Here is a 19995-nt window from a genome sequence, read left to right on the forward strand (position 1 = left end):
CACTTTAACGTAGTTCTTTGTTAATTTAATTAACAATTATTGTTTGTTTCTTTAACTTAAATTTAAGATTTTTGCTGTAACTAACTCAAAAATCAAAATAAATGAGAACAAAAGTAACTTGGATTTTAACACCCTTGTTGGTGTTATTTATGAGTTTCTCTTATGCACAAGAGAAAACAATTACAGGTAACGTTACAGATCAGGATGGTCTTCCGTTACCAGGTGTTACTGTCTTAATTGTAGGGACGTCTACAGGGACAGAAACAGATTTTGATGGAAACTACACCATCAGCGCAAAAGTTGGACAAGTATTACGTTACAGTTATATTGGTCAAAAAAATACAGACAGGAAAGTTGGTGCTAGCTCAACTATAAATGTGCAAATGGATGAAGATGCTGAATCTTTAGACGAAGTAGTAGTTACAGGTTTTGGTAACGTATCAAAAACTTCTTTTGCAGGATCTGCAAAAGTAGTTGCAGGAGAGAACATTTCTCAAAAATCTTTTACTAACGTTTCTCAAGCTTTAGCTGGTGAAGCAGCAGGTGTTTCAGTATTTAATACTTCTGGTCAACCAGGTAGTACATCTACAGTAAGAATTAGAGGTTTTGGATCTGTAAATGGTAGCCAAAATCCTTTATATATAGTAGATGACGCTCCATTTAGAGGTAGCTTAAATGATATCAATCCAAATGATATTAAATCAGTTACAGTTCTTAAAGACGCTTCAGCTACTTCACTTTATGGTGCTAGAGGAGCTAATGGGGTTATTGTAATTACCACTAAAAGAGGATCTGATACTGGTAATGAAATTAATATATCTATTAAAACTGGAGCTAACTTTCAGGGTATAGGTAGGTATGAAACTATTGAGTCTCCAGAGGAATACATTGGTATAGCCTGGGAAGGAACTTACCAAAGAGGTTTGTTAGAAAATAACGGAGATGAAATTGCAGCTATAGATTATGCAAATGCAAATTTATTTGAAGGTGATAATGCAGATGTTTCAGATATTTCTCCAGTTTATAATATGTGGAATGTTAGTGATAGCGGTGCTCAAGGTGTTTCTGAATTAATAGATCCTGCTACAGGAATGGTTAGACCAGGAGTAACTAGAAGATATACGCCAGAAGATTGGGAAGATTTTGCTTTTCAAAGTGCTAACAGAATAGAAGGTAATATATCATTAGCTAATACTGGTGAAAATTCTTCAGTTTATACATCAGTTGGTTTTATTGATGATCAAGGTTATGCAAGTAACACAGATTACCAAAGATTAAATGCTCGTATTTCTGCAACAAATAAGTTTAGAGATTTCATAAAAATGAATACATCTTTAAATTATGCACAAAGTGAAACAAACAATAATGGTACAGGTAGTTCTTCTTCTTCTCAATTTTGGTGGATAGATAATTTACCTTCAATATACCCTTTGTTTACAAGAGATGCAAACGGAGCTAAAATTGAAGATCCAATTTATGGTGGTTTCTTATATGATTATGGTTTAGAAGATGGTCGTGGTTTTGGTTTTGCTACAAACGGTGTTGCAGATTCTCAAATTAATATTAGTAGGTCTAAAGACAACTCAGTAAACTTCACAAATGACTTAAAAATTACATTAGTAGAAGGTTTAACTTTAGATAATAACTTCTCGTATCAGTATTTTATGAGTGATGATATTCTTTTAAATGAACCATTTTATAGTCCTTCTAAAGGTCAAGGTGGTGTAATTAACAGATCTAGATCTGAAACTAAAAACTATACAATTAGGACAGGACTTAGATATAACAAATCTTTTGGCGCAACAAATTTATCAGCTTTTGTATCTCACGTAGCAACTGCTTATGAGTTCAATTATTTAGAGGCAGAGCGTTCTAAATTAGTTACTCCTTTCGGAACAGATATTTCTAATGGTGTTGTAAATGCACCTAGTGATGGTTTTACTAGAGATGAAAGAACAGAAAGTTACATAGCTAATGCTACTTTAGATTTTTCTAGTAAATACTTTTTAAATGCTACTTTTAACAGAGATGCTTCTTCAAGATTTGTAAATGAAAAATGGGGTAATTTTTATTCTGTTGGTGGTGCATGGGTAATGTCTCAAGAAGATTTTATGTCTGGCTCTAAGTTTGTAGACTTTTTAAAGTTAAAGGCTAGTTACGGTGTTCTAGGTAATTCTGGTGTGTTAAATGGTACAGCTAATAACTACTATCCTGGTTACAATTTATATTCTGTTAACAACTTAAATGATAATATTTCTTTAGCTTTTGCTACAAAAGGTAATCCAGATCTTACATGGGAAAGTTCTAACCAATTTAACGTTGGTGTAGAGTTTGAACTTGGTGGTTTTGTTGATGGTTCTATTGAAGCATATAGAAAGTCTACTACAGATATGTTTTTTGACAGAAGAGTTGGCCCTTCAGTAGGTTATGCTTTAATATCAGTTAATGACGGTGAATTATTAAATTCAGGTGTAGAATTTGATTTAGATTTTAAAATAGTGGACAATGATAAATTCAATTTATCATTTGGAATTAATGGTTCTACTTTTAAAAATGAATTACAGGCAATGCCTATTGATCCTGCAACAGGTGAACAACAAAAACTTGATGTTAGTGGAAATTATGCTCGTACAGTTGGTCGTTCATTATATGATTACTATATGCCAGTTTACGCAGGTGTTAATGTAGACACTGGTGCAGCTCAATGGGAGCGTAGTTTTAATGACTTAGATGGTGATGGTGTTTTTGGAACAGGAGACGAAATCATTACTAATTTAACATCATATATGAATGATAATCCTGATGCTACAATAGTTCAAGATATCACTGAGGTATATTCTGAAGCTGCAGATAAGTTTATCAATAAAACAGCTATTCCAGATATAACAGGTTCATTTAGATTAAATGCTTCTTACGGTAACTTTACTTTAAGTACTTTGTTTAATTATTCTTTAGGTGGTTATGCATATGATACTGCTTACGCAAACTTAATGGATAACGATTATGCAGGTACTAATAACTTCCACGTAGATATTAGAGATCGTTGGATGCAACCTGGTGATGTTACAGATATACCAAGGCAAGATGCAAGATTTCAAATTCAGCAAAATGCTACATCTACAAGGTTCTTAGTAAAGTCTGATTATTTAGCTTTAAATAATGTTAGATTAGGATATACATTACCTAACGACATTAGTGAGCAAATAGGTCTAAAAAAATTGGACTTTTATATTACAGGTGATAACCTTGCATTTTTCTCAAAGAGACAAGGATTTAATCCATCTACATCTATAACTGGTGGATCTAGTATTTACAGATATAATCCATTATCTACAGTTGTTTTAGGTGTTAATTTAAAATTATAATAGTATGAAAACAATAAATAAAATAATTTATGCAGGAGCTTTATTATTTATGAGCTCATGTAGTGAAGACTTTTTGGAGGTATATCCAACAGAAACCTTATCTCAAGAACAAGTGAGTGAGGCTTCTAAAATTAATCCAGATGTTTCTAAAGCTACATTATTAGGTATTTATGAAAACTTATACCGTAGAGGTAGTGGTGGTACTGGTAGTCAGGAAGATTTTGGTATTACAACACAGTATATTCAGTTGGATATGTTTTCTGCAGATATGGCTCATTTAGGTAAGAGTTATAATAGACAAACACAAATTTCTGAGTTAACAGCCACGGTAGATCCAGATTCAGATTACAATTACAGACCATGGAGATTTCTTTTTAGAATTATTAACTTATCTAATTTAGTTATAGATGGTGCAGGTGGTAATGATGTAGTGCCAGAAACGGAAAACCTTAGATATACAGTTGGTCAAGCAAAAGCTCTTAGAGGGTATGCTTATTTCTTTTTAGCGCATGTTTTTGTAAATGATATTACAAATATGTCTCAAGAAGTACTTCCTATCTATACTAGTGCAGAAGATATAGATCAGCCAAAATCTACTTTGCAAGAGGTTTTTGATCTGGTTATTAAAGATTTAACAGATGCAGAAACTTTGTTAGAAGGTTTTGTTAGAGAAGATAAAATTGAAATTAACCAAGATATTGTTAGAGGTTTATTAGCAAAAACTTACGGAGCATTAAATAACTGGCCTAAAACTGAAGAGTATGCTGCATTAGTAGTCAACTCTGGTAATTATCCAATCATGACTGCAGATGAAGTTGCTTTATTGCCAGATGAAAGTGGTGCAGTAGGTGGTTTTAATGATATTAACTCTATTCCTGGTATTATGTGGGGTATTGATATTACACCAACAGGTCAAGGTTTAGCATCTTTATTTTCTTGGTGGGGTTTTATGGACGTGTACAGTTATAGTTATGCTGCCGTAGGTAATTCTAAAGGAATGGATGCAGATTTACATGCTAATTTTAGAGATGATGATATTAGATTAAATCAGTTTTCTGCAAGTTTACAACCTTCTGGTAAATTTTACTATAAGGGAGCAGAGCTTAATGGTTTTGCAGCCTTTTCTGGCCCGCAATCTAATATAGATTCAGATTCTCATTATATGAGAATAGCAGAAATGTATTTATTACACGCAGAGGCTGCGGCAGAAAATGGTAATGATGCAGCTGCAAGAACTAGTTTAAAAGCTTTATTAGATTTAAGATTAGATGACAGTTCTTATATTGATGGTTTATCTGGTGCTGCTTTAGCAGAGGAAGCTGCTTTACAAGCGCGTTTAGAGTTATTTGCCGAAGGACAATCTTATTTTATAATGAAGAGAAGACGTGAAACTAGAACTAGAGGGTCTAACTGGTTAGACTTTTCAGGAGATTCTTTTAGTCATGATGATGAGCGTTTAACTTATGAAATTCCTCAAGAAGAGATTTTATTTAATCCAAATATTAATTCTCAGAATTAACATTTAAATATTTATTTTATTTAACCGCCAAGAGCAATTGCTCTTGGCGGTTTTTTTTGTCTTTTTTTCTCTAACCATAATACCTTTTGTTCAGTGAGTTATGTTTTTAATGAACATTTGTACGTGTTAAATTAACAGTTAATTATCTTACTATGTAGAATTAAATTTCTTCTTTTTTTGCGTCTGAAAAATACGAATATGATAAGAAATAGCTCGTTATAGTGATTTTTAATTAATAAAAAGCAACTTTTTTTAAAAAATTCTGTAATTAACAAAGTTTTAATACGACAAAGTGCTTTATAGATACTTTTTAAGTTGCTGTTTTCTTATTTATAAAAGTTTTTTGGGTAGTACTAATTCTTTGTAGGACACTGAATTTACTAAGTATCTATTTTTTTATTAAATAATTTTTAGCCCAGTTTAATCACTTGTTATAAATCTAAAAATGCTAAAAAAATGTTAATAGTATTTTTTAAGGTGTATGCAAATAGTTAAAGGAAAGCTAAAGCTAACTCAAAACTAAATTAAATGAGAAAAAAAGTAACTTGGATTTTAACACCCTTACTGGTGATGTTAATGAGTTTCTCTTATGCGCAAGAGAAAACAATTACAGGTAATGTGACAGATCAAAATGGTTTGCCTTTACCTGGTGTTTCTGTGTTAGTTGTCGGTACAACAACAGGTACACAGTCAGACTTTGACGGTAACTATACCATAAATGCAAAAGTAGGTCAGGTTTTGCGTTACAGTTACATTGGTCAAAAAACTACACAAAGAACCGTTGGTGCTTCAAGCACAATTAATCTTCAAATGGAAGAAGATGCAGAGGCATTAGAGGAAGTTGTGGTAACTGCTTATGGTACTCAAAAGAAAGAATCTCTAACGGGATCAATAGCAGAAATTAAATCTGAAGAAATAACTAAGGTTGCTTCTGGTAATGCTGTAACAGGTTTAACGGGGAAAGTTTCTGGTGTTCAAATTTTTTCAAATTCTGGCCAACCAGGTACTGCGCCTACAGTTAGGTTTAGAGGTATTGGATCTTTAAACGGATCTTCTGCGCCTTTATATGTTGTAGACGGTGTTCCTTATAACGAGTCTATTACATCATTAAACCCTAATGATATTGAGTCTATTTCATTTTTAAAAGATGCTGCAGCTGCTGCTTTGTATGGAAATAGAGGTGCTAATGGTGTTATTATTGTAACTACAAAAAAAGGTAAAGCTGGTAAAGTAAGTGTAAACTTAGATGTTAGAACTAGCTTTACTAGTAGAGCAGTTAAAGACTATGATGTTATGGATGGTGCAGGTGAGTATTTAGAGGCTTACCATAAAATGCTAAAAAGTAACGATATTGTAGAGAATGGTACAGATGAGGCAACAGCCGGCATAAACGCATCTGCAAATTTATTTGATGGAGCACAAGGCTTGGTTTATAATCCTTTTGGAGGCGATAGAACAACTGTTGTAGACCCTACAACGGGTAAATTAAGATCTGGTAACCAGTTATGGACATCAGATTGGGAAGATGAGTTGTTTAATAACGGTAGTGGTATACAGTCTTTATACGCAAGTATAGCCGGAGGTACTGAAAAAGCTAAATACTTTTTCTCTGTAGGTAATGAAGATAATACAGGGTATAACATTAATACCGGCTTTAAAAGGTTAACCTTAAATATGAATGTAAACTCTCAAGTGAGTGATAACATTAAATTGGGAATGTCTGCTAATTATGCTAACAGAGAGCAAACAGGAACTTTAACTAATAATATTACAGGTAATTTTGCTTGGGTTAGAAATATAGCGCCTATTTATCCTGTTTTTGCTGTAGATCATGCTACAGGTGAAACAGTTTTAGATGATAAAGGAAATCCACTTTGGGATTGGGCAGATGTTACATCTCCAAATGCAACTGCAGGTAGACCATTTAATGGTTTTTCTAATCCGCACGCTCTACAAACACTAAATGTAAATAAATCTGTAAGAGATAATTTAACATCTAGAGCATTTGCAGAAATCAAATTCTTAAAAGACTTTACATTTACGTATAATTTTGGTTTAGATCTTGCCTTTTATAACACTACCAATTATACCAATAAAATTGTAGGTAGTGCATCTCCTGCAGATGTAAATGGTAGATTGTCTGAGCAATTTGGTAGAGGTACAACTTATACCAATCAACAATTATTAGGTTGGAAAAAAACAATAGGAGAAGATCACAACTTAGATATTTTGTTAGGTCATGAAAATTCAGACTACAATTTTAAATTCTTAGATGCAAACAAAAAAAATCAGTTTATCTCTAATGATATTTCTGCTAGTTTATTTGCAGAGAATGATGGAGCAGGTAATGTTACAGGAGGTCCAACAGAGTACCTTTTAGAAGGTTTCTTTGCTAGAATGTTGTATGATTTTGATAACAAATATTATATAAATGGTAGTTTCCGTAGAGATGGTTCTTCTGTTTTTGCCGATGAAAATAGATGGGGTAATTTTTGGGGTGCTGGTTTAGCTTGGAGAGTTTCTAAAGAATCTTTTATGGATAATGTAAACTGGATTTCTGAGCTTAAACTTAAATCTAGTATTGGTCAGCAGGGTAATGACTATGTTGGTTACCCAGACAATACTGCTGTTAGAAATTATGCTCCTTATTTAGATCAGTGGGATGTAACTACAGATGGTGAAGAGTTTAATTTAAATAAAACAGTTTTAGGTAACAGAGATTTAAAATGGGAGACATCTACCAATTTTAATGTTGGTTTTGAACTTAATATGTTTGATAATAGAGTGAGAATTGAATCTGAATATTTTGAACGTAAAATAACAGATTTAATATTTAACAGGCCTTTACCTAACTCTTCTGGTTTGCCTTCTATTCCAGAAAATGTAATGGATATGCAGAACGTAGGTTTTGAGGCAAGTATTTCTTATGATATTATTAGAAATCAAAATTTAAACTGGACCGTAAATTTAAATGCAACTCATTATAAAAACGAGATAACTAAACTTGCTCCTGGAAGAGAATTTATAGATCCAGGTACTGTATATAGATGGGAAAAAGGTAGTAGTGCTTTTGATTATTACATTAGAGATTTTGTAGGGGTTAACCCAGAAAATGGTAATGCTATTTGGTATACTTCTAGCGAGTTTGAGGCAGACGGTACAACACCAATTGTTAATAACCAAACTGAAGATTACTCTGTAGCGTCAGAAACTAGTTTGGGAAAATCTGCCTTGCCAGATGTTAACGGTGGTTTTACATCATCGCTTACTTATAAAAACTTAGATTTTAGTTTTGCACTTTCATACCAATTTGGAGGTTATGCTTATGATGCTATTTATAATGATGGCTTTGGAGGCGGTATTGGAGAAAATTTCCACAGAGATTTTAATAAGTCTTGGACGTATGATAATACAGACGCTCAGTTGCCTAGAGTTATAGATGGGACTAGAAATTATAGTGTGTCTGATTTGTTTTTACAAAAATCAGATTTTATTAGTCTTAATGATGTGTCTATAGGGTACACTTTACCACAAGAGGTTTCAAATAAAATAGGTTTAAGCAAAGTTAGAATTTATGGTTTAGGTAACAACTTAGCTTTATGGACAGCATCAGATGTTCAAGGTTTTGATCCTAGAGCAAGTGTAACCGGAGGTAACAACTCTGTTAGATACGCAACATTAAAAACGTTTACGTTAGGTTTAAATGTTAATTTTTAAAAGTAAAAAAATGAAAAAAATATTAGTAATAGCTACAATGTTGGCAATATCAGCTAGCTGTAGTGATGATTATTTAGAGTCTGATTTGGAAAACATAGTTACAGACGAAACTATTTCAGAATTAGCTGAAGAATCACCAGAAGCTTTGTTGTCTACTGCAAGTTCTTTTGATACAGGTACAATTAATAACATGCGTACATTTAACGTAGCTGGTTCTGGTGGAAACCATAATGATTACGGACAAAAATCTATAGATTTAATGATGGATATTATGTCTAATGATATGATAGATTCTAACAATGGTTGGTGGTATGATGATTTGTACAAATACATTGGTAGAACTCAAGAATCTGGTACAGAAACCAACACAATTTGGGATTATTACTATGAGATAATTAAAGGTGCCAACCAAACAATTACACTTATAGGTGGTTTAGATGAATCTGTTTTAACGCAAGATTTAACTTATGTTTTATCTAGATCTAAAGTGGTAAGAGGATTGGCATATTTGCAATTAATACAAATTTATCAAAAAGGAAACCCTGCAATGTCTGATGCTGGTGTGCCAATTATAGACCCTACAGCAGATTTAGTTAATGGGCCTGGTTTTGGTAGATTAACTGTACAAGATGTTTATGATCAAATAGAGTCTGATTTAAAAGAAGGTTATGATGGTCTTGAAGGATTTTCTAGACCAGATAAAACTGTAATTAATCAAAACATTGCAGCAGGTTATTTAGCTCGTTTTTACTTATTGTCTAAAGATTATACAAAAGCAATACAATTTGCAGAAATAGCAAAATCGGCAGGTTCTTTAGCAGCAGATCAATTGTTAGATGGTTTCCAATATATATCTAATCCAGAGTGGTTGTGGGGAGCAGATATTAATGGAGATACGTCATCTATTTATGCTTCGTTTTTTGCACAAATGCAATCGTATTCACCTGTGCAAAAAAGTGCTATTGGTGTAACACCAGGTTATACAGGACAATTAGGGCACCACAGAACTGTAGATGTTAGGTTGTATAATGCAGTAGCTTCTACAGATGTGCGTAGCAATTGGTTTGGACCAGATAACGGTTTTATAGATCAGCCTAAAGAGGGACAAATTTATAATTATAAGTTTTACGATGATACGTTTTTTGAAGCAGATTACGTATATATGAGAGTTGCAGAAATGTACTTAATTATTGCAGAAGCTAAGGCATCTAGCGGTGATGATGCAGGAGCGGCACAAGAATTATTTGATTTAGTTTCTACTAGAGATAATGCATACACACGTTCTACAAATTCAGGTAGTAGTTTAATGGAAGAAATTAAACTGCATAGACGTATAGAACTTTGGGGAGAAGGTTTTGGTTTATTGGATATGAAGAGATGGAATGTTGGTCTTGTTCGTGATTTTGAAGGTACAACACATCCTAATAGTCCTTCATCTTTCTTTAATATTCCTGCAGGTGATGCTCGTTTTACTTTTCAGATTCCAGAAACTGAAATTAATTTAAACGATGCTATTACGCCAGCAGATCAAAATCAATAATAATACAAATAGTATTAACATTGATTTTAAAAACTAGCCCAGATTATCAACTCTGGTATTTGGGCTTTTAATTTGTTTTAGTCAACATATAAAAAAGCTCTTAGGTTTATTTCTAAGAGCTTTTTTTGTGTGCTATAATGTTAAAGTTTTTTATTCTACTTTAAACTCAAATATTTCAGAGGTAGAAGTATTGTTTTCACTGTCTTTAGTAATTACTCTCCAATAATAAATAGTATTAGTTGTAACATTTGTGTTCATAGTAGTTTCTGTAGTTACTCCTATACTTGTAGTTGGTGTGTCATCCGTTCCAAATAATATTTCATAATCAACTATATCATCATCTACATCTTCACCAGACCATTTTAATGATACTTCATTAGTTGTAGCAATAGTTGATCCTCTAGCAGGATTAATTGCGTCTGCAGGAAAAGGAGCGTAATTTTCTCTGCCAATACCTTGGTTGTAAAATTTCCATATAGCACTGGTTGCAGTTTCTGTTGTGCCAGATGCTTTAGATATTACAAACCATTCATAAGGTGTACCCCGATCTATAATTACCGCTTCAGAGGTAGTTGTAACTGTTTTTGTTATGCTGTTGCCAGTGTTTAAATTTTTAATATTTATCTCATAGCTATCTGTATCAACGGCATCACTCCAGCTAAACTCTACAGAGCTTTGCCTGTTACTAACTATTGTTCCTTCATTACATTCTGTGTTGTTTTCAGGAAAAACTAAAGTGGTTGATTTTGGTGCTGCAATTGGTTCTGGAGTATCTGCACCACCATCATCACCGCCACCGCCACAAGACGCTAGCATTAAAGCACTAATACAAGTAAGTTTATATATTGTTTTCATTTTATTTTCTTATTATTTTATAGGTAAGTATGGTATGCTGTGTTTTTATGTTTAGTACATAAATGCCTCTTGCTAAGGAGTCTACATTAAATTGTAAAGCGCCATTATTGGTTTTATGGTCTTTTTTGTAAACTCTGGTGCCGTTTATGGTGTATAAAGCAAGTTCTACTTGTGTTACATTTGGTTTGTTTAACTCTATAGTTAAATCTCCTCCTTTAATAGGATTAGGATAAATAAAAATATCGGTGCTAGAAATAATTCGTTCTTCATAAATTCCTTGGCAGTCTTTATCAGTTTTTATACTTATTTTATTTTCTATTTTATCTAATGGGAGGGTAATTTCATTTTTGGTGGTAGTATATGTTTTATTATTTATGTTGATGTTATAGACTTTACCTCCAGTTAAATTAAATGTTACACTATTAGAAACAGAGTTTACCGCAGTTGATACAGCTAGTGGTTCTGGTTCTGAAATAGATACTGTAAAACAATTTTGATATTCTGGTTGTCCTTCAACAGTAATACAAATAGTGTAGTTACCTAAGGCCAAATCATTAAAAGATACTTCATTGGTAAATGTTTTAGATTCATTTACATTGCCACTTATTGTAGCTGTATAATTTAGTGCTATTTCTGCTGTAATATCTATAGCTCCATTGTTGCTAGAAATACAACTTTCTGCTGTTGTTTTTATTCTAAAGTTAGAAGAAGGTAGTGAGAAGATTTCGCATCCATTTATGTCAACAATAGTATTTTCTGGAGTTGCAGGGCACAAGTCTAAACTATCAATAACACCATCATTATCATTGTCGTTATCACAAACATCGCCAATGTTGTCGTTATCTAAATCTGCTTGGTCTGGGTTGGCAATTAAAACGCAATTATCATCTACATCTAAAATACCATCGTTATCATCATCAGTATCACATACATCTCCTATGCCATCACCATCGGTATCTAGTTGGTCTGCGTTGGCAATAGTAGGGCAGTTGTCGTCTACATCTAAAATGCCATCATTGTCATCATCGTCATCATCTAGTTCACCTTCTAAAACAAAATCATCTATAACAACACCTTCTTCTGATACACCTGGGTCTGAATGAAAAACTATTCTGAAAATAATACTTTCTTCTAAGCTTAAATTTGGCTCCCCTAACGCTGCATTTGTATTAAAGTTGTAGCTATATTCTGTTAGGGTTGCATTGGTACCTGTCCATTGTTTTCCAGGGCAATTTTGGCAATCGTCAGCAACACCAGATATTGCATTTGTTCTGTCGCTGTTGTACCAGTTTGGTTGGCTATTAATGTTGCCCAAAACATTCCAATCTATACCTTGGTTTGTAGAGTATTCTACATAAACAACATCCCAATTTTCCTCTAACTCATAAGCCATTTTAAACTTTAAAATAGGATTTGCTATACTGGCTATATTGTAGCAATTACTAATTAAGTACGCTTTAGTGTTATTTGGGTGATCACCATCTAAGTTAGTAGCATAAACATTAGCTCCAGAGCTGGCAGTATTTAAAACCAAACCATTAGGAACTCCCTTTTCCCAAAGAGGTGTGTCGCCAGACTCATTATAGGTTAATAAGGATTCTTCATCACTATCAAACGTATTTACAATATTAGCATTTCCGTCTCTGTTTATATATAATGTGCTGTTTTTAGAGTTGTTTGTGTTAAAAGTGTCATTTGTTATTGTTGCAGTTATTTGTAAAGTAACCTTGCCAAAATCTGTAGTACCTATGTTAGGTAAACTTATTGTGGCAGTTTCTTCAAAATCTAAAGACCCGGTCCATATAAAGCTTAAATTTGTATTGTTTAATCCGTAGGCAAACGTAACTTCTGTTATAGTATTGGTTCCGTTATTTTTAATAGTTGCTACAGGTGTAATTTCACCACAAAGAACTGAGTTTATGGCTGGTGATATGGATATTAAGCTAACATCATTATCAGGATCTTTAATTGGCAATGGGGATTGCCAAACACCTCTTCCGTATGTAGCAGCTGTAATAATATTATCTGTTGTATTAATATCAATATCGCCTATAGCTACGTTTGGCAAGTTTGTGTCGTACTCTTCCCATTCAGTAAGTGTATCATCTAACCTGTAAACACCTAAACTTGTACCTACAAAAATAGGGTTGTCTTGGTGTAAACCTTGGTGAGCAATGCTAAAATAAGCTTGGTCTGTAGGTAAATTTAAAGTAATATCTTCTAAAGTAACATCTGTGCCATCTGTTGTAATTTTATAAACTCCACGGTTAAATGGTTGTCCAGATAATGCTATGCCTACTCTGTTAGATGTAGTAGCGTAAAGTATAGAGCTATCTAAATTGTTAACTGTTACATCTGATATGTTACCGGGTAAAGAGATATAAGAAGTAAAGTTTACTCCGTTATCTTCACTTTTATAAATAACATTATTGTTAACGGCATAAATTACATCGGCATTAATAGGATCTGTTTCTAAATCTTCAATTTTTCCAAACCCTACAGATGTGCTAATTTTTACCCAATTGATGCCTTCTAATTTATAAATGGCATCAAAACCAGCAAAAACTTCCCCTCTTTTATTAATAGCAAGTGGGGTAATCCAATTACCATCTATGTCTTCATCATCAGCGTTTTTAGGCGGACCTAATTGAGCAATGTTTTCGCCAGAATTAGATGAAATGTTTAGAGATCCTCCATTTTGAGTAAAACCATATATTAGATTATTATTGTTAGGGTCTATTACATTATCCATACCGTCTCCACCGTGGTAATTATTCCATTGGTTGTTGTTAAAAACGTTTCCACCATTATCTTGTAAACCACCAATCATTTTAGCAGAATCATCTTCTGCAACAGATATTCTGTAAAATTGCCCAATAGACATTCCGTTAGTTACATCTGTAAATGTTGTTCCATTATTCTCAGAAACATACAAGCCTCCATCACTACCACAAAAAAGCTTAGAGTTAAACATTTTTAAGGTATGTATATCTGCGTGGGTATAAGCACTATTATTAATGCCCCAATTATTTAGTTTTCCAAAGCTATTGCCTCCATTTGTGCTTCTCCATACATTTAGACAACCGGTAAATAAGGTGTTTTCATCTGTTGTAGATACTTCTAAGGCTAAATCAAACCAAGCTTGGTTAGACTCCAAAATGTCTGTAGTGTTAGATGTTTTTGTAAAAGTTGTTCCGCTATTTGTAGATTTGTAAATGCCTTGAAATGTATAGTCTGTATTTGCACTTAACACATATACAAAATTTTCATTAGCGGGTGTAACACCTAAAACCATCCTGCCAGAGCTTGTTGGTAAATTACTGGTAATAGTGTTAAATGTTGTACCACCATCTGTAGATTTGTAAAAGCTGTTAAAATCTACCGCATAAACGGTGTTACTATCGTTTGGTTTAAGTTTAAAATCGGTAATGTTTTCTTGTAATGTATTTACCCACGTTACACCACCATCTATAGTTTTATATAATCCGTTATTAGATGCTACCCAAACAATATTGCTATTTGTAGGGTCTATGGTAATTTCATTAGTTAAAAATGATATTCCAGATGTTATTGTACTAGTGTTTAAACCTGTTTCATTCCAAGTATTTCCGCCGTCTGTAGACTTAAAAACTCCAATACTGTATGAGTCTGCAGCATCATCATCTCCGGTAGAAATATAAATAATGTTAGAGTTGTTTGGGTCTACTGCAATACCAGATACACCAATTTGTAGAAAATTAGAAAAAAGGTTTGTCCAACTTGCTCCAGCATTTGTAGATTTCCAAATACCGCCAGCTGGTGCGCCTGCATACCAGATATTTTCGTTATTAGGATCTACTGTAATAGCATTAATTCTCCCGTTGCCGGGTAATCTGCCAGCAAACACATTACTTGTAGATGGTCCTACAGACGTCCAATTACTAGTTGGGTTTACTTTGCCCGAGGTATTGTTTTTAGATTTCCAGGCATCATAAATTTCTTTTGAGGTTGGTATGTATCCGTTACTGTTTTGGTAGTAACTCCAATAATTTTGCCACCTCATAAAAGGTTTATATCCACTACCTTTTTCATTTTTATTTCTGGTTTTCCAATAATCGTCAAATGAAGACCTTAAATCTTCTATAGTGCTATTGTAATTACTATTTTTTGCAGCTGAGTTAGCCTTATTTTTTCTTAGATCTTTCATCCAAGGGGCGGCTTCATTAAATTGAGCAAATGAAAAGGAGCAGCTCAATAAAAATAGCACAAGTAGTTTTTTTGTCATTTTTAGTTTGTTTGGTAGTTAAGTTTAAAAGTGTTTTTTTTGGTTTTATTTAACGTTTTAGCAAAAGAAAAGTGCTAAATATCTTAATTAATAGTAGTAAACACAAGAAAATAGCACTATTTTGTTAAGTAAATCTTAAAATATGTAATTTATTTATGTGGTGTACACTTGTTAATTTTTTATTGCAACCTTGTTATATAGTGGTTGGTCTGTAAAACGTAACAAAACTTTCACAGATATTTAAATGTAAAAAATTACCTTTGCTTATATTTTTTTATAAATGAGATATATTGTATTTGTATTTTTACTTTGGGGATCAGTTGCCTTTGCGCAAAATCCAATATCAACTAAAAAAGATTTAGGTTCTAAAGGAGAAGAAAAACCAGGTAAGGTTTTAGCTAAAGGTGAAGAAGAAAAACCAAGTGTAGAAGAGTATAAAATATTTACTATAAAAAAAGATACAACCTTTTTAGATACGACACTAACCATACAAAAAGAATATAAGTATAATTATCTGAGAAGAGATGGGTTTGAGCTTATGCCATTTGCAAACATTGGAAAACCATCAAATAGGTTAGGGGTAGATTTTGATAGTGAATCAATGTATCCTTCTTTAAGTACATCTGCATTAACAGATAATTATTGGAGTGTAAACCAAATTAAGTATTACAATGTGCCAACGCCTTTAACAGAGTTAATGTTTAAAACAACAATGGCACAAGGGCAATTGTTAGATGCTATGCTAACATTTAATATGTCTCCTCAGCTAAATATATCTTTAGGATATAAAGGGTTTAGGTCTTTAGGGAAGTATAATTATGATCAGGCAGAGTCTGGTAACTTTACCGTAACATCTAATTATACATCTAAAAATAACAGATATCAATTGTTAGCACATATTGCTGCGCAAGATGTAACTTATCAAGAAAATGGAGGTTTAACAGACGGTGATACTCAGTTTGAAACCGGAGATGATGAATTTACCACAAGAGATAGGTTAGACGTTGCTTTTATTGATGCAGAAAGTATTGTTTTAGGAAAAAGATATTTTTTAGATCAGCAATATAAGTTAATCAAAAAAGATGAAGATTCTACAAGCAGTATTATAGCTACATCAATAGCGGTTGGACATCAGTTTAGTTATGAAACAAAATTCTCTAAATTCAATCAAGATAACCAATATGATTATTTTGGAGATACCTTTTTAGATGAGACAAATGATAAAGCTCATTTGCAAACAACCTACAATCAATTAAACACTACGTTTTCTAACAAATTATTAGGTGAGCTAAAAGGCTTTGTAGGTATTTATAATTATAACTACTTTTTTAAAAGTTTATTAATTACTCCAACAGGTACAATAGATAATCAGTTAAGAGGAACGGAAATATCTTTAGGTGCTGCTTACAGCAAAAAAATAGGAGAATTTAATTTAAAAGGAGAAGCTGCTTATAATGTATCAGGAGATTTAGGAGGTAGTTTTTTAAATGCAGAAGCTACCTATATATATAAGGACAAACATAAATTTAAGGCAAGTTTACATAATGAGTCTAAAATGCCTAATTTTAATTTCTTGCTTTACCAAAGTAATTATCAAAATTACAACTGGCAAAATACGGCAAGTTTTGACAAACAAAATATAAACAGTTTAAATTTTCAGTATAGCTCCAAGCCATACGGAACATTATCTGCTAAGTATACAAACATAGATAACTATACTTATTTTAAATCTACGGCTACAGAAGAGCAGATTAATAATGGTCAAGAAAACGCATATATAAAACCGTTTCAAGAAAGTGCTTCTGTTGGATATTTAAAAGTAAAGTACAGCAAAGAATTTAAATTTGGTCGCTGGGCATTAGATAATACAATAATGTATCAAAATGTATCACAATCTAACTCCGTATTAAATTTACCAGAATTTGTAACTAGAAATACGCTTTATTTCTCTAAAGATGTGTTTAAAAAAGCAATGTTTATTCAAACAGGGGTTACATTTAAATATTTTACAGCTTATAATATGAATGCCTATAACCCAGCTTTGGGTGAGTTTTACGTACAAAACCAACAAAAACTCGGGGCATATCCTATGTTAGACTTTTTTATAAACGGAAAAGTAAAACAAACAAGGATATATTTAAAGGCAGAACATTTTAACTCATCCTTTACAGGCTATGACTTTTATTCCGCACCTAACTACCCTTATCGTGACTTTGTAATACGTTTTGGTTTGGTATGGAACTTCTTTTCTTAATATTTATAACTGTACGTTATAGTATAATAGCTTTTATTCTTTAACCCTACACTCGCCTTTGTGGCGGTAAAGTAATATTGTTTTAGGCTAGTTTTTAATAATAAGCTTAGGCTTGGTAAAAAATAGGTTAAAAGTGTGTTGTTTTAAGTGCTTGAAAAATAGGGTTCTAAAGCATAAAATAAAAATACTTTAAAAAAAGAATCAAAAAAGCCTTGTGGTGTTTAAAAATGGGAGTATATTTGCAGCCGCTAACGGAGAAACAAGCAGTTGTAAAGTTAGCAAAGTTCATTGATTCAGTTGTAAAATTAGTATAATATAAAGGTTAAAAAATAAGTAACTAAAAGCTTGTTTTGTAGCAATTAAAAATACTATTTTTGCATTCCCAATTTGCTAGGGTTGTTAAAGCGAAACTAACAGTAAAATAAATTAAATTTTTATTTTGTCAGTTTAAAAAAACGTTTTACATTTGCAACCGCTTTCAGAGAGGGTAAAGCGATAAGGAATTTTGGAATGATTTGTTATTAAAAATCAACTAGTTCGAGTCTAGTATTTCTGCAAGAATTAAAAGTTCATTTGACATATTGAAGAGACAGCAAAATAATGCTACTTGTAGTATTATTGGATTAAAAAAAGAGAATGAGTTTAGTTTAGGACGATTTTAGGTTGTTAAGAATATTTACAAAACAACGATGAAGAGTTTGATCCTGGCTCAGGATGAACGCTAGCGGCAGGCTTAACACATGCAAGTCGAGGGGTAACAGAGGAGCTTGCTCTTGCTGACGACCGGCGCACGGGTGCGTAACGCGTATACAATCTGCCTTACACTAAGGGATAGCCCAGAGAAATTTGGATTAACACCTTATAGTTTATTTTTATGGCATCATTTAAATAATAAAGTTTACGGTGTAAGATGAGTATGCGTCCCATTAGTTTGTTGGTAAGGTAACGGCTTACCAAGACTACGATGGGTAGGGGCCCTGAGAGGGGGATCCCCCACACTGGTACTGAGACACGGACCAGACTCCTACGGGAGGCAGCAGTGAGGAATATTGGACAATGGAGGAGACTCTGATCCAGCCATGCCGCGTGCAGGAAGACGGTCCTATGGATTGTAAACTGCTTTTATACAGGAAGAATAAGGACTACGTGTAGTCTGGTGACGGTACTGTAAGAATAAGGACCGGCTAACTCCGTGCCAGCAGCCGCGGTAATACGGAGGGTCCGAGCGTTATCCGGAATTATTGGGTTTAAAGGGTCCGTAGGCGGGCTGTTAAGTCAGGGGTGAAAGTTTGCAGCTCAACTGTAGAATTGCCTTTGATACTGATGGTCTTGAATTATTGTGAAGTGGTTAGAATATGTAGTGTAGCGGTGAAATGCATAGATATTACATAGAATACCGATTGCGAAGGCAGATCACTAACAATTGATTGACGCTGATGGACGAAAGCGTGGGTAGCGAACAGGATTAGATACCCTGGTAGTCCACGCCGTAAACGATGGATACTAGCTGTTTGGATTTCGATCTGAGCGGCCAAGCGAAAGTGATAAGTATCCCACCTGGGGAGTACGTTCGCAAGAATGAAACTCAAAGGAATTGACGGGGGCCCGCACAAGCGGTGGAGCATGTGGTTTAATTCGATGATACGCGAGGAACCTTACCAGGGCTTAAATGTAGATTGACAGGTTTAGAGATAGACTTTCCTTCGGGCAATTTACAAGGTGCTGCATGGTTGTCGTCAGCTCGTGCCGTGAGGTGTCAGGTTAAGTCCTATAACGAGCGCAACCCCTGTTGTTAGTTACCAGCACATTATGGTGGGGACTCTAGCAAGACTGCCGGTGCAAACCGTGAGGAAGGTGGGGATGACGTCAAATCATCACGGCCCTTACGTCCTGGGCCACACACGTGCTACAATGGTAGGTACAGAGAGCAGCCACTTAGCGATAAGGAGCGAATCTATAAAACCTATCACAGTTCGGATCGGAGTCTGCAACTCGACTCCGTGAAGCTGGAATCGCTAGTAATCGGATATCAGCCATGATCCGGTGAATACGTTCCCGGGCCTTGTACACACCGCCCGTCAAGCCATGGAAGCTGGGGGTACCTGAAGTTCGTCACCGCAAGGAGCGACCTAGGGTAAAACTGGTAACTAGGGCTAAGTCGTAACAAGGTAGCCGTACCGGAAGGTGCGGCTGGAACACCTCCTTTCTAGAGAAAGACGACCGTTACATATTAGTTTATGTAGTAAGAATTTAGTTTATCTAGATTTATTTTCTTTTTTCGCTGTCACTTCAAAATATTAAGATACAACAACTAAGATTGAGTCCCATAGCTCAGCTGGTTAGAGCGCTACACTGATAATGTAGAGGTCGGCAGTTCGAGTCTGCCTGGGACTACTAAGTAAAGCTTATCAAGAGTAAGTGTTACAAAAGTAGTCAAGGTAAAACAAGAGGCTATAGTTGTTTTAGTTTGGTTGTATTGAG

7 protein-coding genes, 1 tRNA gene and 1 rRNA gene are annotated in these 19995 nt (G+C 33.9%); 7 read left to right on the top strand and 2 right to left on the bottom strand.

What is annotated here, in order from left to right:
* Positions 1-101: 101 nt before the first annotated feature.
* From JM80_RS07100 to JM80_RS07115, 4 genes are all read left to right on the top strand, one after another.
* Complete coding sequence (locus JM80_RS07100) at positions 102-3365, top strand: SusC/RagA family TonB-linked outer membrane protein (RefSeq protein WP_144709589.1); 3264 nt, start codon at positions 102-104, stop codon at positions 3363-3365.
* Positions 3366-3369: 4 nt separating this feature from the next.
* Positions 3370-4884 (top strand): RagB/SusD family nutrient uptake outer membrane protein, encoded by a 1515-nt coding sequence (locus JM80_RS07105; RefSeq protein WP_038504803.1) that lies wholly within the window; start codon positions 3370-3372, stop codon positions 4882-4884.
* Positions 4885-5412: 528 nt separating this feature from the next.
* Positions 5413-8601, top strand: a complete 3189-nt coding sequence (locus JM80_RS07110; protein ID WP_144709590.1) for a TonB-dependent receptor — start codon at positions 5413-5415, stop codon at positions 8599-8601.
* 10 nt (positions 8602-8611) lie between these two features.
* Positions 8612-10141, top strand: a complete 1530-nt coding sequence (locus tag JM80_RS07115; RefSeq protein ID WP_186439761.1) for a RagB/SusD family nutrient uptake outer membrane protein — start codon at positions 8612-8614, stop codon at positions 10139-10141.
* A 150-nt stretch (positions 10142-10291) separates the two neighbouring features.
* On the opposite strand, the gene JM80_RS07120 is transcribed toward JM80_RS07115, so the two are convergent.
* Positions 10292-10996 carry a hypothetical protein gene (locus tag JM80_RS07120; RefSeq protein WP_144709592.1) on the bottom strand — a complete coding sequence of 235 codons (705 nt, stop codon included), beginning with the start codon at positions 10994-10996 and terminating at the stop codon, positions 10292-10294.
* Between the two features lies 1 nt (position 10997).
* Positions 10998-15260, bottom strand: coding sequence for a thrombospondin type 3 repeat-containing protein (locus JM80_RS07125; protein ID WP_144709593.1), 4263 nt, complete (start codon positions 15258-15260; stop codon positions 10998-11000).
* A 280-nt stretch (positions 15261-15540) separates the two neighbouring features.
* On the opposite strand from JM80_RS07125, the gene JM80_RS07130 reads away from it, so the two are divergent.
* The 3 genes from JM80_RS07130 (at position 15541) to JM80_RS07140 (ending at position 19908) form a co-directional block, all read left to right on the top strand.
* Complete coding sequence (locus tag JM80_RS07130) at positions 15541-17514, top strand: putative porin (RefSeq protein ID WP_013620244.1); 1974 nt, start codon at positions 15541-15543, stop codon at positions 17512-17514.
* Positions 17515-18200: 686 nt separating this feature from the next.
* Positions 18201-19720, top strand: a 16S ribosomal RNA gene (locus JM80_RS07135).
* A 114-nt stretch (positions 19721-19834) separates the two neighbouring features.
* A tRNA-Ile gene (locus JM80_RS07140) sits at positions 19835-19908 on the top strand.
* Positions 19909-19995 lie beyond the last annotated feature (87 nt).

This window comes from Cellulophaga sp. RHA_52, assembly GCF_007827205.1.
Taxonomy (GTDB): domain Bacteria; phylum Bacteroidota; class Bacteroidia; order Flavobacteriales; family Flavobacteriaceae; genus Cellulophaga; species Cellulophaga lytica.

Coding starts and splice junctions, on each gene's coding strand:
- JM80_RS07130 (WP_013620244.1), top strand. CDS start 15,541: ATGAGATATATTGTATTTGTATTTTTACTTTGGGGATCAGTTGCCTTT.
- JM80_RS07110 (WP_144709590.1), top strand. CDS start 5,413: ATGAGAAAAAAAGTAACTTGGATTTTAACACCCTTACTGGTGATGTTA.
- JM80_RS07115 (WP_186439761.1), top strand. CDS start 8,612: ATGAAAAAAATATTAGTAATAGCTACAATGTTGGCAATATCAGCTAGC.
- JM80_RS07120 (WP_144709592.1), bottom strand. CDS start 10,996: ATGAAAACAATATATAAACTTACTTGTATTAGTGCTTTAATGCTAGCG.
- JM80_RS07125 (WP_144709593.1), bottom strand. CDS start 15,260: ATGACAAAAAAACTACTTGTGCTATTTTTATTGAGCTGCTCCTTTTCA.
- JM80_RS07100 (WP_144709589.1), top strand. CDS start 102: ATGAGAACAAAAGTAACTTGGATTTTAACACCCTTGTTGGTGTTATTT.
- JM80_RS07105 (WP_038504803.1), top strand. CDS start 3,370: ATGAAAACAATAAATAAAATAATTTATGCAGGAGCTTTATTATTTATG.